18 protein-coding genes are annotated in these 15,773 nt (G+C 73.2%); 5 read left to right on the forward strand and 13 right to left on the reverse strand.

Translation table 11 applies throughout. The features are described from left to right. Window positions 1-7 precede the first annotated feature (7 nt). The 9 genes from AC0VYM_RS28265 to AC0VYM_RS28305 all read right to left on the reverse strand — a co-directional run bounded on the left by AC0VYM_RS28265 (window position 8) and on the right by AC0VYM_RS28305 (window position 8,129). Window positions 8-904, reverse strand: a complete 897-nt coding sequence (locus AC0VYM_RS28265; RefSeq protein WP_475457215.1) for a DMT family transporter — start codon at window positions 902-904, stop codon at window positions 8-10. 42 nt (window positions 905-946) lie between these two features. Beyond that, window positions 947-1,993: an ABC transporter ATP-binding protein gene (locus AC0VYM_RS28270; protein ID WP_475457217.1), complete on the reverse strand. Its 1,047-nt coding sequence runs from the start codon at window positions 1,991-1,993 to the stop codon at window positions 947-949. A 3-nt stretch (window positions 1,994-1,996) separates the two neighbouring features. Next, complete coding sequence (locus AC0VYM_RS28275; RefSeq protein ID WP_475457219.1) at window positions 1,997-2,863, reverse strand: ABC transporter permease; 867 nt, start codon at window positions 2,861-2,863, stop codon at window positions 1,997-1,999. Beyond that, entirely contained in the window at window positions 2,856-3,662 is an 807-nt protein-coding gene (locus AC0VYM_RS28280) for an ABC transporter permease (RefSeq protein WP_475457221.1), read from the reverse strand. The genes AC0VYM_RS28275 and AC0VYM_RS28280 overlap by 8 nt, the downstream gene beginning before the upstream one ends. A 124-nt stretch (window positions 3,663-3,786) precedes the next feature. Next, window positions 3,787-4,641, reverse strand: coding sequence for an ABC transporter permease (locus AC0VYM_RS28285; RefSeq protein WP_475457223.1), 855 nt, complete (start codon window positions 4,639-4,641; stop codon window positions 3,787-3,789). Next, a complete protein-coding gene (locus tag AC0VYM_RS28290; protein WP_475457225.1) occupies window positions 4,634-5,434 on the reverse strand; it encodes an ABC transporter permease in 801 nt (266 codons plus the stop codon). Before AC0VYM_RS28290 ends, AC0VYM_RS28285 begins: the two co-directional genes overlap by 8 nt. Window positions 5,435-5,609: 175 nt before the next feature. Further along, window positions 5,610-6,365 (reverse strand): SDR family oxidoreductase, encoded by a 756-nt coding sequence (locus AC0VYM_RS28295; protein ID WP_475457227.1) that lies wholly within the window; start codon window positions 6,363-6,365, stop codon window positions 5,610-5,612. 148 nt (window positions 6,366-6,513) lie between these two features. Continuing rightward, a complete protein-coding gene (locus AC0VYM_RS28300; protein ID WP_475457229.1) occupies window positions 6,514-7,122 on the reverse strand; it encodes a DAK2 domain-containing protein in 609 nt (202 codons plus the stop codon). 11 nt (window positions 7,123-7,133) lie between these two features. Continuing rightward, window positions 7,134-8,129, reverse strand: coding sequence for a dihydroxyacetone kinase subunit DhaK (locus AC0VYM_RS28305; protein ID WP_475457231.1), 996 nt, complete (start codon window positions 8,127-8,129; stop codon window positions 7,134-7,136). A 257-nt stretch (window positions 8,130-8,386) separates the two neighbouring features. Here AC0VYM_RS28305 and AC0VYM_RS28310 point away from each other — a divergent pair, with 257 nt between their 5' ends. Beyond that, window positions 8,387-9,529, forward strand: coding sequence for a DUF418 domain-containing protein (locus tag AC0VYM_RS28310; protein WP_475463282.1), 1,143 nt, complete (start codon window positions 8,387-8,389; stop codon window positions 9,527-9,529). A 450-nt stretch (window positions 9,530-9,979) separates the two neighbouring features. Here the strand turns inward: AC0VYM_RS28310 and AC0VYM_RS28315 are convergent, their stop codons facing one another. Genes AC0VYM_RS28315 through AC0VYM_RS28330 form a run of 4 tightly spaced genes read right to left on the reverse strand, consistent with a single transcriptional unit; the run spans window position 9,980 to window position 11,938 of the window. Beyond that, window positions 9,980-10,588, reverse strand: a complete 609-nt coding sequence (locus tag AC0VYM_RS28315; RefSeq protein ID WP_475457233.1) for a hypothetical protein — start codon at window positions 10,586-10,588, stop codon at window positions 9,980-9,982. Further along, window positions 10,585-11,208, reverse strand: coding sequence for a DUF6286 domain-containing protein (locus tag AC0VYM_RS28320; RefSeq protein ID WP_475457235.1), 624 nt, complete (start codon window positions 11,206-11,208; stop codon window positions 10,585-10,587). The genes AC0VYM_RS28315 and AC0VYM_RS28320 overlap by 4 nt, the downstream gene beginning before the upstream one ends. After that, complete coding sequence (locus tag AC0VYM_RS28325; protein ID WP_378735636.1) at window positions 11,202-11,393, reverse strand: hypothetical protein; 192 nt, start codon at window positions 11,391-11,393, stop codon at window positions 11,202-11,204. Before AC0VYM_RS28325 ends, AC0VYM_RS28320 begins: the two co-directional genes overlap by 7 nt. Window positions 11,394-11,431: 38 nt before the next feature. Then, entirely contained in the window at window positions 11,432-11,938 is a 507-nt protein-coding gene (locus AC0VYM_RS28330; RefSeq protein ID WP_475457237.1) for an Asp23/Gls24 family envelope stress response protein, read from the reverse strand. Window positions 11,939-12,144: 206 nt separating this feature from the next. Between AC0VYM_RS28330 and AC0VYM_RS28335 the strand changes: the two genes are divergently transcribed. The 4 genes from AC0VYM_RS28335 (at window position 12,145) to AC0VYM_RS28350 (ending at window position 15,716) form a co-directional block, all read left to right on the forward strand. Beyond that, entirely contained in the window at window positions 12,145-12,699 is a 555-nt protein-coding gene (locus tag AC0VYM_RS28335) for an RNA polymerase sigma factor (RefSeq protein WP_475457239.1), read from the forward strand. Beyond that, the gene (locus tag AC0VYM_RS28340) at window positions 12,690-13,256 is read left to right on the forward strand and encodes a hypothetical protein (RefSeq protein WP_475457241.1); all 567 of its coding nucleotides are present in this window, start codon (window positions 12,690-12,692) and stop codon (window positions 13,254-13,256) included. The genes AC0VYM_RS28335 and AC0VYM_RS28340 overlap by 10 nt, the downstream gene beginning before the upstream one ends. A gap of 200 nt (window positions 13,257-13,456) precedes the next feature. Next, entirely contained in the window at window positions 13,457-14,323 is an 867-nt protein-coding gene (locus AC0VYM_RS28345) for an ACT domain-containing protein (RefSeq protein WP_475457243.1), read from the forward strand. Between the two features lie 148 nt (window positions 14,324-14,471). Next, window positions 14,472-15,716 carry a hypothetical protein gene (locus AC0VYM_RS28350; protein ID WP_475457245.1) on the forward strand — a complete coding sequence of 415 codons (1,245 nt, stop codon included), beginning with the start codon at window positions 14,472-14,474 and terminating at the stop codon, window positions 15,714-15,716. Window positions 15,717-15,773 lie beyond the last annotated feature (57 nt).

Here is a 15,773-nt window from a genome sequence, read left to right on the forward strand (position 1 = left end):
CCCGCCCCTACGTCCCCTGTGTCCCCTCCGGCGCCTTCGCCCCCTCGTCGGTGGAGGGCACGGTCAACAGACGGATCCCGTGCGCCGCGACCACCGCGCACCCCAAGGCGACTACTCCACCGAGCCAACCGCCCGCGTAGGTCTCCCCCATGAGGGCCACCCCCACCACGGCGGCCGCGACCGGGTTGGCCAGCGTCGTGATGCCCAGCGGCGCCCCCAGGTCCATCCCCTGATAGGCGGCCTGCGCAAGGAGGAGCCCGAAGACCGCGATCACCGCTGTCGCCGGGCTCGACGGGTGCGTGAGCCCGGCCAGCACACCCTCGTCGAAGGCCCACACGGCGGTCTTCACCGTCGCCGCCGAGACCCCGAAGGCCACCCCGGCCGCACCCGCGAGCAGGTAACTCCGCCAGGCCCGCGACGGCACCCGACCCGCGACCCACGCGACCGCGCCGAGCAGGACCACCGTCCCGACGCCCACCAGCGCCGCCCCTTCGTAGGACAGGACCCCGCCATGATCACCGGTGACGGTGACCGCCAGCAGCACCCCCAGCGCCACCATCGTGTACGCCGCGCCCCGCCACTCCGCGCGGCTCACCTTCCGGTGGGAGAGCCGCGCCGACCAGGGGATACCGAGGACCAGCACCAGCACGCCGAGGGGCTGCACGACGGTCAGCGGAGCGAAGCTCACCGCGGCCACCTGGAATCCGGCGCGGCCGCCGTTGAACACGAGGGAGATCCACCAGAGGGGGTGCCGGAGCAGCGCTCCGATCTGGTGTCCGCCGGTCAGTGGCTCGGGAACGCGGACGGCGAGTCTGCGCTGCGCGACGGCGGCCGCCGTGTACGCGCAACAGGACAGGACACCGAAGGCGACCCCGAGCCACAGACCGTATGACAAAGGGGACATACATCCCATGGTCCCCGAACGCGTCCCCTTGGTACAGGGGCATCAGGCCCGGGTTTCGGTGGGCAACGCCCCCCGGTAGAGAGCCGAGACCACTCCCTCGATGTCGGGCTCCCGAAGCGTCAGGTCGGCCACCTCGTGCTCCGCCGTGACCCGGGAGATCACCCGGGCCGGGTTGTCCGCGAGCTCCAGCCACTGGCGCGGCCCGTCCACCCGGACCGTGACGGCTCCCTCCACCTCGATCGCGGGCGCCGGTGCCACCAGGTCGACCACCAGCACGCGCGGGGTGGGAACGGTGGCGCGCAGCTCGGGCAGGTCCCCGTCGAAGGCCAGCCGCCCCTTGTCGATCACGATCACCCGGTCGCACAACCGCTCCACGTCCCCGAGGTCGTGCGTGGTGATGAGGATGGTGGTGCCCCGCTCCCGGTTGATCCGCAGCAGGAACTCCCGGATGGTCGACTTGCTGACCACGTCCAGGCCGATGGTCGGCTCGTCCAGCACCAGCAGCGGCGGGGCGTGCAGCAGGGCCGCCGTGAGGTCCCCGCGCATCCGCTGCCCCAGGCTGAGCTGGCGGACCGGGGTGTCCAGGAAGGGCTCCAGCTCCAGCAGCTCGGTGAGTTCGGCCAGCCGCTCCGCGTGGACGTCGGCGGGCACCCGGTACAGGTGCCGGGTGAGGCTGAGGCTGTCGCGCAGCGGCAGGTCCCACCAGAGCGTGGTGCGCTGGCCGAACACCACGCCGATGTCCCTCGCCAGGCGGGTGCGCTCGCGGGACGGATCCCTTCCGACCACCCGGACGCTCCCCGAGGTGGGGGTGAGGATGCCGGTGAGCATCTTCATGGTGCTGGACTTCCCGGCGCCGTTGGGCCCCAGGTAGCCGACGATCTCCCCACGCCGCACGGTGAAGGTCACGTCGCGGACGGCGCTCACGGTGCGCCGGGTACGGCGCAGGAAGGGGCCCTCGGAGACGACGAAGTCGCGGCCGAGCCCGGCCGCCTCGATGATCGGTTCGGCCTCGGAGACCTCGGAGGCCCCGGGGGCCTCTCCCGTCTCGGCGGCCACGTTGGTGGGTTCCTCTGTTCCTTCTGCGGTCATCGGTCAACTCCCGGTGGATCGGTAGTGGCGGAGCCCGAACCGCCACAGCAGCGCGGCTCCGGTGCAGGCGAGTACGGCGACGACCGGGCCCGCGTAGCGCAGGGCCTCCGGCATGCCGAGGGGGTCGGGTCGGTCGAGCACGAGAAGGGCGGGCTGCCAACTGACGAAGGCCAGCGGCACCACGTACGTCACCGAGCGGACGATCTCGCGGCCGTAGATCGCCAGCGGGTACTCGGTGAGCGCCTGCCCGCCGTAGGTGACCGAGTTGGCCGCCTCGCGGGCGTTCGCGACGAAGAACTGGAGGCAGGCGGTGGCCACCCAGATCGCGCCGCAGATCAGCACCCCGGACAGCATCATCACCGGGAGCAGGAGCACCCTGCCGGGCGTCCACTCCACGTCGACGTTGGCCAGCGCGATCCCCAGCACCACGAGGGCGGGGACGACCTTGCCGAGGCGGCGCGGGGAGAACTCGTCCGCCGCCAGCTGGACCAGCGGGGACACCGGCCGGACCAGCATGACGTCGAAGGAACCGGCGCGGATGTGCAGGCCGAGCCGTTCCACGGCCCCCATGAACATGTCAGCGATCCCGAAGGAGCTCGCCGCCAGCCCGAACACCATCAGTCCCTCGTACACCGTGAACCCGGACAGCGTCCCGGCGTGCCCGAACACGATCACCACCGCGCCGATCTGGGCGAGCACGCTCACCGCGACGGCCAGGGACATCAGGAGGAGGGAGGCCGGGTACTGGGCGAAGGCGCGCACCCAGATCCAGGCCAGCCGACGGTAGTCCTGGACCGGCCGGAGGACGGCCCCGGCGGCGCGGGCCAGCGGAGTCCCGGGCTCGCGGTCCCGTGTCGTCGTCTCAGCCACCCTGGATCACCACCCTGCGCGTCGCCCGGCCGGTCAGCCAGGCGGCGAACAGGAGCAGCGCCACCGCCCACCCCGCCTGCAAGGCCAACCCGCCGAGCACTCCCCCGCCCGGCAGCGAGTCCTTGCCGAGCAGGATCTCCGCCGGAATCTGCACCATCGACGCCCACGGCAGATACCGCAGCACGTCCGCGAGCGCGGGCGGGAACAGGGCCAGCGGCAGCAGCATCCCGGCCGCCACCGGGGCGACGAGGCCGCTCACCGTCCACAGCCCCCGGGTGTCCATCAGCCAGAAACCGCTCAGCGAGCACAGGTAGCGCAGCGCGAACCCGATCACGGCGGCCAGGACCGCCGAGAGAAGGACCGCCGCGGCCCGGACCGGGCCGCCCGGCAGGACCACGTCGAACAGGAGGAGGCCGACGCAGAAGGTGGGCACGCCACGGAAGAGGAAGGTGAACGTGGCCCGGCCGAGGTCCTCCGCCATCCACCAGCCCAGGAGGGAGACCGGGCGGAGCAGGTCCGTGGCCACGTCGCCGCCGCGCACGCGTTCCGCCAGGTCGAGGGAGGGCGCGGTGTTGACGATCATCGTGACGGCGATCAGCGCCTGACCGACGAACACCTGGGTGACGGCGTCACTGGCGTCGTAACCGTTGATCTCGGGGCGCGCGGCGAACACGGCCAGGAGCACCATCGCGTTGATCGCGCCGAAGACCGAGTTGGTGAGGGCGCCGGCGACGAGCGCGGCGCGATAGGTCGAGTGGCGGCGCAGCCCTCGGGCGTACACCGCTGCGTGGACCCGCAAGGGGGCACACTCCTTCCTGTCGTTCGGGGTCGGGGGTCGGGGTCGCGGGTCGGGGGTCGGGGGCCTTCGAGCGTCCGGGTTTCCCTGCCCCGTCGGGGCACCCGCGTCGGGTTCCGGGTCCGGGTCAGCTTCCGGTGGAGCGGTACCGGCGCAGGCCGAACCGCCACACCTGGGCGGCCACCAGCGCGAGGGCGACGGCCACGACGGGGCCGAGGAAGCGCAGGAACCCGGGCAGCCCCGTCGGGTCGGGCCGGTCCAGGAGGTGGAGCGCGGGCTGCCAGCTCACGAAGGCCAGCGGCACCACGTACGTCACCGACCGCACCAGGTCGCGCCCGTAGATCGCGATCGGGTACTCGGTGAGCGCCTGCCCGCCGTAGGTGACCGAGTTGGCCGCCTCCCGGGCGTCGGTGGCGAAGAACTGGAGACAGCCCGCGATCAGCCACACCGAGGTACAGACGGCCACACCCGAGGCCAGCAGCACCGGGAGCATGAGGATCCGCCCGACGGTCCAGTCGATGTCGCACATGACCAGGGCGAACACCAGCACGACCAGGGCCGGGACGATCCGGCCGAAGCGGCGCGGCGAGAACTGGTCGGCGGCCAGTTGGATCAGCGGGGACACCGGCCGGACCAGCATGGTGTCGAAGCTGCCCGTGCGGATGTGCTCCCCGAGGCGGTCCACCGATCCGGTGAGCAGCTGGGCGGCGCCGAAGGAGAACGCGGCCAGCGCGTAGACCAGCAGTCCCTCGTACACGGTGAACCCGGCCAGGGTCCCGGCGTGCGCGAACACCACGACGACGGCGCCCATCTCCGCCAGGGAGGCGAGTGTGATCCCGAGGGTGAACAGGGACAGCGCCATCGGGTACTGGGCGACCGCTCGGGTCCAGGTCCAGGCCAGGCGGACGTACGTGCGCAGCTCCGGGCCCAGGTTCCGGAGCGGGGAGGGGGCCCGCCTCCTCGCTGAGAGCGTGTCAGCCACCCTGGACCACCACCCTGCGCGTGGCCCGGCCGGTCAGCCAGGCGGCCAGGGAGAGCAGCGCCACCGCCCACGCCGCCTGCAACGCCAACCCGCCGAGCACGCCCCCGCCCGGCAGCGAGTCCTTGCCGAGGAAGACCTCGGCGGGGATCTGCACCATCGACGCCCACGGCAGATACCGCAGCACGTCCGCGACGCCGGTGGGGAAGAGCGTGAGCGGGAGCAGCATCCCGGCGAGGACCGGCCCGGCCGGGCCCATCACGGCCCACACGCCCCGGGTGTCCATGAGCCAGAACCCCACCACCGAGTACAGGTAGCGCAGCGCGAAGCCCACCACGACGGCCAGCACGAACGAGACCAGGGTGAGGAGCCAGCGCGCGGGGTCCCCGGGCAGGGCCAGGGTGAACAGGAGCGCGCCGACCGCGAAGGTGGGTGCGCTGCGGAAGGCGAAGTCGAAGGTGGCCCGGCCCATGTCCTGGGCCAGGGTCCAGCCGAGCAGGGGGACCGGCCGGAGGAGGTCGACGCCGACCGCGCCGGTGCGGATGCGCTCGCTGAGGTCGAGTGCGGGCCCCATGATGGCGAGCGGGGCCAGCAGCGCCTGGGCGACGAACACCTGGGTGACGGCGTCGGTGGCGTCGTAACCGTTGATCTCGGGGCGGGCGGCGAACAGCGCGAGCAGCACCATGGCGTTGATCGCGCCGAAGACCGAGTTGGTGAACACCCCGGCGGCGGCGGCCGCGCGGTAGGTGGAGTAGCGGCGCAGCCCCAGGGCGTACACCGCGCAGTGGACACGCACGGGCGTGGCTCCCTGGCAGTCGGAGAACGTGCAGAAACGTCCGCTCTCCACCGGCCCTCGACAGGGCGGGGAGACACGGGTTCGGCACGTCCCTGGGCCGGGAGGCCAGGTCCGGGTCGCCGCGAAGGAGTGACGTTAGCACGGCCCCCGCCGGGCCGCCACGCCTTCGCGGAACTCAGCCGCGCCCGGCGAAGGGCATCTCCCGGGCCATCACGGTGACCGTCGGCACGTTCACGTCCAGGGGCAGGGAGACGATGTGCGCGATGGTGTCGGCCACGTGCGTGACGTCGATGGTGGGTTCCGGGCGGACCGAGCCGTCGGCCTGTCGTGCGCTGGCGCCGAAACCAGCGGTCATCGCGGTGGCGGCGTTGCCGACGTCGATCTGTGTGCAGGAGATCCCGTGGCCCCGCAGGTCGAGGTTGAGCGAGGCGGTGAGGCCGCTGATCGCGTGCTTGCTGACGGTGTAGGCCACGCTCGACGGCCGGGGGACGTGCGCGGAGATCGAGCCGTTGTTGATGATCCGCCCGCCTCCGGGGGTCTGGTCCTTCATCATCCGCGCGGCCTCGCGGGCGCAGTTCAGCGAGCCGGTGACGTTGGTGTCCAGGACCTCGCGCCAGGCCTCGTCCCCGATCTCGTCCACCGACGCGGCGGGGCCGAACACCCCGGCGTTGTTGAAGAGCACGTCGACGCGGCCGAAGCGCTCGCGGACCGTCCCGAAGAGCGCTCGGACCGACTCCGAGGAGGTCACGTCCGCCTCGGCCACCACCGCTCCGGGACGTTCTCCCGCCGTCTCCTCCAGGGTCTTGCGGCGCCGCCCGGCCAGCACCACGGAGTGGCCGTCGCCCAGCAGCCGCCGCGCCGTCTCCCGGCCGATCCCCCCGCCCGCGCCAGTGATCACGATGACCTTGTGGTCGTTGACTGCAGCACCCACGGTCGGCTCCCTCGTTCGGTTCGGCGGGCCCGCGCCGGGGCCGCCAGCTGGAGACTACCGACACGGGTCCGTTCGGTTGTCCACAGGCTGTGGACAACCGAACGGCACGCAACCCCGAGCGTCGGCGCCCCGGTTCCACCATGGGGGATCAGATCCCGTCGGCCGCCTCGAAGAACCAGGCGATCGAGACGGCCCCGGGGTCGAGGACCTCCTGGGCCCGTTCCCCCAGGTAACTGGCCCGTCCCCGGTGGGCGATCATCCCGCTGGTGGACTCGGCCCCGGCCCGGGCCGCCTCAGCGGCCTCACCCAGGGCCTCCCGCCAGGCGGTGGCCCGTGTCTCCGCGAGGGCCCGCGTCGCGGGGACCATCGCGTCGACCATGGTCTTGTGACCGACCTCCGCCCCGCCCAGGCGCCGGACGGCACCGGTGGCGGTCTCGAAGGCCCGGGCCAGGTCCGGAACGGACCAGGGAGCCGGAGGTCCGGCGCCGAGGCGGCCGAACCAGAGCCCGAAGAGCGGCCCGCTGGTGCCGCCGGAGGCCAGGAAGGTGTCCGAGACGGACTGGAAGACCCCGGCCGGGTCGTCGCCGTCCAGGTTGGCGCGGGCCCGTTTCAGCGCGGAACCGATGTTCCAGCCGAAGTCGCCGTCACCCGCCTGTCGGTCGAGCTCGGTGAGCTCGTCGGCGTCGGCCACCACCCGGTCCGCGAAGGCCAGCAGCCAGGCCCTGGCGTCCGCACCGGTGAGTTCGTTGTCGGACATGGTCGCTCCTCTCACCAGGCCAGCGCGGGGGTCCGCACCGGCGCGTCCCAGAACTCCACGAGGTCGTCGGTCAACGCCGTGAGCGTGATCGACAGCCCCTTCATGTCCAGCGAAGTGACGTACGGCCCCACCAGCGACCGCGCGAGGGTCACGCCCTTACCGTCGAGGACCCTGCGGGTCTCGCGGGCCGCCACCCCGAGCTCCAGACCGTGGGTGGCGCCGAGCCCGTTGACGATCGCCAGGACCGAGTCCCCCCGCCTGATCCCCACGGACTCGACGAGCGGGTCGACCAGGCTCTCCACCAGGGCGGCGGCCTCGGTGACGGTGCGGGTCTCGATCCCGCGTTCGCCGTGGATGCCCACGCCGAACTCCATCCGGCCCGGTTCCAGCTCGAAGGAGCGCTTCCCGGTCATCGGGTTGGTGCAGGCCTCGAAGGCCACGCTCAGCGTCGCGGAACGCGCCACCACCTCCTGGCCGAGCGCCCGTACCTGGGCGATGGGCGCACCGGCCTCGGCCGCGGCCCCGCAGACCTTCTCCACCGCCACCACCGCCGCGGTGCCCCGGCGCCCGGGACCGCCGTCGTCCTCCTTCTGGGTGGCGAGGTCGTCGTCGACCAGCACCTGCTCGACCCGGTGGGTCTCGGCCAGGAGCTCGGCGGCGATCGAGAAGTTGAGGACGTCGCCGGTGTAGTTCTTGACGACCATCACCGTGCCCTCCCCGGCGTCCACGGCGCGGATGGCGGCGCGCACCTGGAGCGCGGTGGGGCTGGCGAACACGTCGCCGGGCACCGCAGCGTCGAGCATCCCGGTACCCACGAATCCGGTGTGCAGCGGTTCGTGGCCCGAGCCCCCTCCGGACAGCAGCGCGACCTTGTCCCTGGCGGGCGTGCGCCGGGTGACGAAGAGGGGGTCGGTATGGACGTCGACCAGTCCGCCGTGGGCCTCGACCAGCCCCTCCAACGCCTGTTCGACCAGGGTCTCGCGTTCGTTCATGAAGAACCGGCTCATGCCGCCTCCTGGTTCAGGGATCCCTCGGCCGGGGACCGCGCCGCGCGGGGCACCGCGTCCCACCACCTGCCTACCCATTTCTGGCCGATCGGCTGGCCGGTTGACCGATGCGCCGCACCAACCGGTTGGCGAAGACTGCCACCAGACTCCCAGGCGTGCCACGAACAGAGGGGACCATCGACATGTCGGCGACAACAGGGGTCGGGCCACCCACCAGAGCCCCACGCAGGCTGGCACCCGACCTCGCGCGCGGCGCCATGCTCCTGCTCATCGCGATGGCCTACGCGGGGGTGTACGTCGGGGCCGGGTTCGGCACGGACGTCGTGGGCTACCCGCTCCAGGACCGGGCGGCCTCGCTGCTGACCACCCTGTTCCTGGACAACCGGGCCTTCCCGATGTTCGCGATCCTCTTCGGCTACGGGATGGCCTGGATGGTCTCCCGGCAGTTGGACAGGGGCACGTCGGAGCGGGAGGTCCGGCGTCTGCTGCGGCGGCGTGGCGGCTTCCTGCTGCTGTTCGGCTTCGTCCACGCGTTCCTCGTCTTCCCCGGCGAGATCCTCACCTCGTACGGCCTGGCGGCGCTGGTCACCGGCTGGTTGCTGTTCCGCTCCAACCGGGCCATCGTGCGCGCCGCCGTGGTCTTCGCCGTGTTCTACGTGATCACGGTTCCGCTCGCCATGGTCGGCATGGCCGCGGCGGACGGTTCGGACGCCGCCGGGGAGTACGCGCCCGTCCCCGGCTACCTCACCGCCGGGGACTGGATCGAGCGGCTGGTCTTCCTGCCGTTCGGGCCGGTGTTCATCGCCTTCGCCTTCCCCCTGCTGATCCTGGTGGTCCTGGGCTACCGGGCGGGTCGGGCCGGTCTGCTGGACGACCCCGAGGCGCACCGGGGCTTCCTCACCCGGGTGGCGGTCGTGTGCACCTCGGTCTCGGTGCTGGGCGCCCTGCCGACCGCGCTGACCGTACAGGGCGTGCTCTCCCCGGGGGCGCTCACCGAGGGGCTGTACATGGCCCTCCAGGTGCTCAGCGGGGTGCTCGGCGGCGCCGGGTACGCGGCGCTCTTCGCCCTGTGGGGCATCCGGCTGGAACGCCGGAAGGGCCCGCTGGCCGGGGCGGTCGCCGCGATGGGCCAGCGCTCGCTGACCTTCTACCTCCTGAACTCGGTGCTGGTCGCGGTGATGCTCCACCCGGACCTGGTCGGTCTGGGCACCCAGGCGGGTCCCTTCGGCGCGCTGCTGGTGGCGGCGCTGGCCTGGTCGGTCAGCCTCGTGCTGGCGGCCTGGCTGGAGGTCCGGAACCGGCCGGGCCCGCTCGACCAGCTGATGCGCCGCTGCGTCCACGGCGGGCGGAAGGCCCGCAGAACCGCCGTCTCGAAGGAGACCGCCAGAGGCGACGGCTGAGGTCGCGGGAACAGGGTCCTCATGCGGAGTGGAGGTCAGTGGGCCGGGGCCTTCCTCACCGGAGCGCGTCTCTCTGAGTGCGCACGCGAGAACCGGAGCACCGTACGGGCGGCGTCTCCACACGAGGAGGTACCGGGTGGCAGGGCGTTCAGCGATCGCCTCTCGGGCGTGCGCACGCGAGGCCCGCGAGGCCTGTTCGGTGCCTACCTCGGTCGATCGCCCTCGGGAGTACGCACGCGAGAACCGGAGCACCACACGGGCGTGCTCCGGTCCGGGAGGTGACGGGTGCAGGGCAGGGCACTCAACGTTCGGAAGTCTCGTCGAAGGAGCCCTCCGGAGGAGAAAACCGAAGTCGGACGGGGGTGGGGGCCGTGCCGGGTCCTCCCCAGTGGCCCGGGGCCCGCGCCACCCCCGTCGCTCAACCGGAACCCGCGCGTGTGCGCGGCGGGTTCAGGCGAGTTCGCGTCCGGACGGCTGCCCGGAGACCGAGATGCGGAGCACCGTGGGCAGCCGGTCCAGTCCCAGGGACACCCGCAGTCTGGTGAGCGCACCGTCGCGGCACCGCCGCCACACGGCGGTGGGGTCGGTGTCCTCGGCCAGGACGAGGTCCAGACGCAGGCAGGGCTCGCGCGACGACTCGGTCAGCTGGGCCCGACCCCTGCGCACACCCGGGTAACCGCTGACCTCCCTGGCCAGGGCGGAACAGGCGGCGCGGGCCGCGACGTCGGTGCGGCCTCGCTCCCCCTCGTCGAGGCGGAGCGAGGGCACCCGCGCGGTGCGCCCCTGGACGACCAGCCAGCGGAGGGCCAGCACCGCCACCACCACGGCCAGCCCGGCCGCCGCGTACGGAACCCACGGCGCGGACAGGTGCGGGGCGAGGAGTTCACCCACCGATCCGAGCGTCTCCCCCGAGGCTCCCGGAGGAAGGAGGTCGACGGGCCCGTGGACGAGCAGGGGGACGGCCGTGCCCGCGGCCGTCAGCACCGCGCCGACCAGGGCCAGCCCCTGCCGGTTCCCCCGAGCGGTCCGACGTGCCGAACGGTGCGGGTGGCGCCTCACCGGAGCCCCCCTTCCACCCGGCGGATCCTGGCGCGCACGCGCACCGGACGGACGGTGTCGAGATCGTGCAGGCGGTCCCGGACCAGGCCCTCCACCCGCCCCCGGAGTCCGGGGTCGACCGGCGCGGGAGCACGGACGGTGATCCGGACGGTGCGGCGCCGGACCCGGGCGCGGGCACCGGTGACCCCGGCGACCTCACGGGCGGAGGTCTCTGCCAGCTGGCACAGGCCCCGCCGGGACAGGCCGACGACCAGGTCCTGGTCGTCGGTGCGCAGCACCATGTGGCTGCCCTGTCCCGGCACGAGCGCGGTGAGCAGCAGGAAGAGACCGACGACGGCGGTGACCGCCGAGGCCACGAGCATCTCGGGGCCGTCCCAGTGGACTCCGACGGTCGGCTCGGTGACCCGTTCCAGCGGGATGATCCGCAGCGGGCTGCCGACCAGGGTGGCGATCAGCTCGGCGGCGGCCACCCCCGCGACCAGCGCCGTGACGGCACTGACCAGGACGGCGGCGGTGGACCGGCGGGGTCGGAAGGTGCGCACCGCGACGCGGCGGGCGGCGCGTGCCTCGACCCCGGTGGCGGCCGGACGGACCGGGTCGACCACCGTGGCGCTCACCATCGCGTGTCCTTGCCCGAGCGCTCGCGGGAGAAGAGCGGCGACAGGTCCGTCTCCCCCGCGTAGGCGCGCCCGGCCAGGAACCCGACCGCCCCGAGGAGCAGGACCAGGAGGAAGGCCCCGAACCCGCCGAAGTAGGCCACCAGGCCGAGGAACGACCCGTAGGCCAGTCCGACGATCGACCACATCGTTCGTGCTCCTTAGCTGCTGTGAGAGGGGGCGCGTGTCAGCGGACGCGCGGCTCGGACGGGGCCTCCGGGGCCTCGTCGTCGGGCAGGTGGATGTCGTCGACGGTCACGTTGACCTCGGTGACCTCCAGACCGGTCATGCGCTCCACCCCGGCGATGACGTTACGGCGGACCACTCCGGCGAGGTCCGGGATGGAGATCCCGTACTCGACCACCAGGTTGATGTCGACGGCGGCCTGGGTCTGGCCGACCTCGACGGAGACGCCCCGGGCGGCGGCGTTGGTGGAGGTGGAGCCGGGGATGCGCTCGCGGACGGCGTCGAAGGCCCGGGCCGCTCCCCCGCCCATCTGGTGCACGCCGCGCACCTCGCGGGCGGCCATCCCCGCGATCTTGGCGACGACGTGGTCGGCGATGTCGGTGCGCCCCTGCTCGGCGGAGCGGGCGGAGGCGCGGTCGGTGCGCCCGGACGAGGTGGTGTCCAGGGCGGTCGGGGCGGGGGCCTCGTGGATGTCGGTGCGGGCGGTCGCGGGGTCCTTGGCTGCCATGGGGTGCTCCTGCGGATCGGTGCGGACGGTTCGTCGCGGCCCTTCGTTCTGTTCGGGCCGTCACGTGGAGGACACGACCGGAGGGCTCCGGCTCACGCTCATATTGATGTGACCTGCACCACACTAGACATCGGGGCGACCTTGCGTAAGGTGGTCACCTTCTGACCACAGGTAGTTGACCCGGCCTCGGGAGCTGGACCCCGCAGATGCACACGGACACCGCACTACCGGAGAGCGTGCTCGTGGAACGGGCACAGGACGGTGACGACCACGCCTTCGAGACCCTGGTGCGCCGCCACCAGGACACCGTCTACCGCATCGCCCTGCGCACCCTCGGCGACGCCGCCGAGGCCAGGGACACCGCCCAGGAGGCCCTGATCACGGCCTGGCGCAGGCTGCCGGACCTCAGGGACCCGCAGGCGTTCCCCGCCTGGCTGCACCGGATGGTCGGCCGTCTCGCGCTGAACGCCCTGCGCGCCCGCCGCCCCGAGGACCCCGCCGAGGAGGACGACCACTCCGCGCTCAGGGAACGCGGCGCGGGCCCCGCCGACAGCGCCCTGGCCACCGACCTGAACGAGGCCCTGCGCGCGGCGCTGTCCGGCCTGCCGCCCCCGCAGCGGATCTGCTGGGTCCTCCGGGAAATGGAAGGATTGGGTTATGAGGAGATAGCGGAGATCGTCGACACGACCCCGACCGCCGTACGCGGGCGCATCCACCGCGCGCGTACCCATCTCGTGGAGGCGCTCGAACCATGGCGGTAGAACCGTCCGACGACCACGAACGACTGCCCTGCGGCACCTCCGCCGACGCGCTCCTGGACCACCTCCGGGCGGGCACCGTCACCGAACACGAACGGACCTGCCCGCACTGCCGGGCCGCCACCGAGGAGTTCCGACCCCTGCTGTCGGCGCTCGGCGCGGCGCTGGAGGACGACCGCCAGGTCACCGCCCCGCCCGGCCTGCTCGACGACGTCATGAGCGTGGTGCGCGCCGAGGGGCGCTCCCGGAGGACGCTCCGGCTGCCCGACACCGGCTCGGGCGGGGCCCCCGGCGACACGCGGATCCGCCACTCGGCGGTCTCCGCGATGCTGCGGGCCCGCGTGGACCCGGCCGGGGGCCTGGTCCTGGGCCGCTGCCGGATCGAGGACACCCCGGAGGGCCTGGTCATCGCCGCCACCGCCCGGGTCCTGACCGGCACCGTCATCCCCGAGGCCACCGCGACGGCGCGCCGGGACATGGGCGCCTTCGTCGAGGACCGGCTCGGACTGCGGGTGGCGCGGATCGACATCGACGTCACCGACGTCATCGACCTTCCCTGAACCGACTCCCCGGCGCCCGCGCCCGGGCCCACGTCGACCGAGGTCGGTCGAACGATCGGCACGGCGTGTCCGCGAGGAACGACCACCGCCGTGTACCCCGAGCCACGAGACCGGAACAGTGAGCGACATCACTCTCCGTCGTTACCGGGGCGACACGGGACGAAGGACGGACGCAACCTGGGCCTGGGATCTTCGGGGGTATGGACGCTTTCAGTGGCAGCCATGCACACGACGACCGTCACGGTTTCCTCGGCCGTGAGGTGCTGGAGACGGGGACCCTGCTGTTCGCCGCCGGAGCGGCGCACCTGCTGGTGGTCTCCCTGGGACACAGCGACAGCGGCATCCGGGCCCTGATCGCGCTGGGGGTCCTGCTCCTCGCCTTCTCCGCCCTGCACCGCTGGCGCAGACACCGCCGCCGTACACCCGCGAACCCGGCCACGACGCTCCCCCCTGACCGCACCCGCTCCACCTCCCCCGTCGAGGACCGGCTCTGGAGTGTGCGGGTCACCGTCGCCGACGTGCCGGGCGGACTCGCCGCCCTCACCGGCCGATTCGCGGCACTCGGGGTCGACATCCGTCTCATGCAGGTCCACCCCGACGGCACCGACGCCGTCGACGAGTTCTTCGTGACCGTGCCCCCGAACGTGGACGAGGCCGACCTGCGCCGCGCCGTGCGGGACGCCGGGGCCCGTCGCGCCGTGGTGCGCACCGCCGACGTCCACGAGCTCAGCGACACCACGAGCCGAACACTCACCATGGTGGACGCGCTGGTCACCGGTGCGACCACACTCGAACGCTGCCTGATCGCCCTCGCCGCCGCCCACGAGGTCCGCCATGCGGGGCCACGACACGTCCACGGGGGCGAGGAGGGAGCGGAGGGGGCGTGGCCGCGATCGTCCGGGCCACGGGAGGAGCTGTCCGGCACCGTCATGACCCTGCCCGCGCCCGGCGGGGGCGCCCTGACCGTCCACCGTGCGGGGCTGCCCTTCACTCCGGTAGAGTTCGCCCGCTGCCGAGCCCTGGCCCAGGTGGCCCGTTCCCTGGCTGAGGTACCGCTGGGTCGGTGACCGCGCCCCCGCCGACAGGGCGGGGGCATGCGCCGACCGGGCGGGAACCCCTGGTCGCAGACCGCACCGCCGACGTGGACGACGGGGCCGGGTGCCGGACCACCGCGGGTCCTGAACGGGGCCCGTCCCCGGAGCGAAGGGCACCACCATGACATCGGCACTCCCCGGCGCCTGGAAGCTGCTGGAGGCGGGGGACGTCCCGGCCGCCGTGAACTCCCTGAGGAACGTCGCGGACGACCTGCCGCTCGGGGACCTGGCCGCGTTCGCCTCGGCGGTCGCCGGCGCCGTGGGCCTCGACGACCTCTCGACCGCCTCCCGGGCCCTGCGGGCCGATCCCGACAGCGCCCAGGCCTGCTACGACTTCGGGTTCGAGTGCCTGGAGGCCGGCGCCCCGCACCTGGCGGTCCCGGCCCTGCGCGCGGCGCGTCGGCTCGCCCCGGCGGCCGCCCCCGCCCTGTGGGAGCTGGTCTCGGCCCTGGAGGACCAGGAGCGGCACTCCGACGCGGTCCGCGAGCTGCGCGCCTGGGATGACGTCCTGCCGGACTGGCCGGGCGGCTACCTGCTCGCGTACAACTCCCTGTGCTCCGGGGACGTGGACACCGCACGGGAGGTCCTCGCCCGCCTGTCCACCCCCGAGGACGACGGCTGGGACCTGGCCCACGACCGGATCACCCGCATGGTGGAGCGCGCCGGAGCGGCCGGGGCCGCGGGCCCTCTGGACAGCCGGGACCTGCGCGGATGGCAGTTCGCCCTGACCGGGGCGCTGCTCGGGCAGATCTCCCCGTTCGGGTTCGACGAGGGTATGAACGGCCGCTACGCCCACCTGGGCGACTCCTACGAGGCGTGCCGGAGCGGGCTCCGCGACCTCGCCTCGGTGCTGGAGGCCGCGGGGAGCCGACCGGACGCCGTGATGCCGCTCCCGGACCGCTCCAGCCGCGTCCTCGGGCTGGCCGCCGCCCGCGTACTGGACCTGCCCGTGGTCCCGGTGGACCCGGAGCGCTCGGACGCCCTGGTGGTCGCCTACGACCTGACCGACTCGGAGCCGGACCTGGTGCGTGATCTGGTGCCCCGGGCTCCCGGACAGGTCCTGTTCGAGCACGCCTCCTGCTGGACCTCCCCGCCCGGGGTCACCGCCGACGTCGTCTCCGTGCTGCACCAGAACGTCGCGTCGCCGTGGGGCGAGCACCTCCGGGTGGTGGACGACGAGGTGGAGCGCGTCCCCGCCGACGAGTCGCCCGAGGAGGAACTGGCCGAACGAATCGTCGCGGCCGACACCGAGGACCCGGACCCGGCGCTGCCGACCTTCGCCGAGGCCGTCGCGGACCGCTGGGCCCGGGGTCCGCGTCTGCCCGTGTCCACCTCCGGCCCGGTGCGCAGCTCCCGCTTCGAGTAGCCCGCCGTGCGGATCTCGGCCGCCCCGAATCCGGGACGGCGGCGGACTTGTGGGTAA

The sequence above is a fragment of the Nocardiopsis sp. iso_237 genome, assembly GCF_056173345.1.

Excerpts from the sequence above, each read along its gene's own strand:
- AC0VYM_RS28265 (WP_475457215.1), bottom strand. The coding sequence starts at position 904 with ATGTCCCCTTTGTCATACGGTCTGTGGCTCGGGGTCGCCTTCGGTGTC.
- AC0VYM_RS28270 (WP_475457217.1), bottom strand. The coding sequence starts at position 1,993 with ATGACCGCAGAAGGAACAGAGGAACCCACCAACGTGGCCGCCGAGACG.
- AC0VYM_RS28300 (WP_475457229.1), bottom strand. The coding sequence starts at position 7,122 with ATGTCCGACAACGAACTCACCGGTGCGGACGCCAGGGCCTGGCTGCTG.
- AC0VYM_RS28305 (WP_475457231.1), bottom strand. The coding sequence starts at position 8,129 with ATGAGCCGGTTCTTCATGAACGAACGCGAGACCCTGGTCGAACAGGCG.
- AC0VYM_RS28310 (WP_475463282.1), top strand. The coding sequence starts at position 8,387 with ATGCTCCTGCTCATCGCGATGGCCTACGCGGGGGTGTACGTCGGGGCC.
- AC0VYM_RS28320 (WP_475457235.1), bottom strand. The coding sequence starts at position 11,208 with ATGGTGAGCGCCACGGTGGTCGACCCGGTCCGTCCGGCCGCCACCGGG.
- AC0VYM_RS28325 (WP_378735636.1), bottom strand. The coding sequence starts at position 11,393 with ATGTGGTCGATCGTCGGACTGGCCTACGGGTCGTTCCTCGGCCTGGTG.
- AC0VYM_RS28330 (WP_475457237.1), bottom strand. The coding sequence starts at position 11,938 with ATGGCAGCCAAGGACCCCGCGACCGCCCGCACCGACATCCACGAGGCC.
- AC0VYM_RS28335 (WP_475457239.1), top strand. The coding sequence starts at position 12,145 with ATGCACACGGACACCGCACTACCGGAGAGCGTGCTCGTGGAACGGGCA.
- AC0VYM_RS28340 (WP_475457241.1), top strand. The coding sequence starts at position 12,690 with ATGGCGGTAGAACCGTCCGACGACCACGAACGACTGCCCTGCGGCACC.
- AC0VYM_RS28345 (WP_475457243.1), top strand. The coding sequence starts at position 13,457 with ATGGACGCTTTCAGTGGCAGCCATGCACACGACGACCGTCACGGTTTC.
- AC0VYM_RS28350 (WP_475457245.1), top strand. The coding sequence starts at position 14,472 with ATGACATCGGCACTCCCCGGCGCCTGGAAGCTGCTGGAGGCGGGGGAC.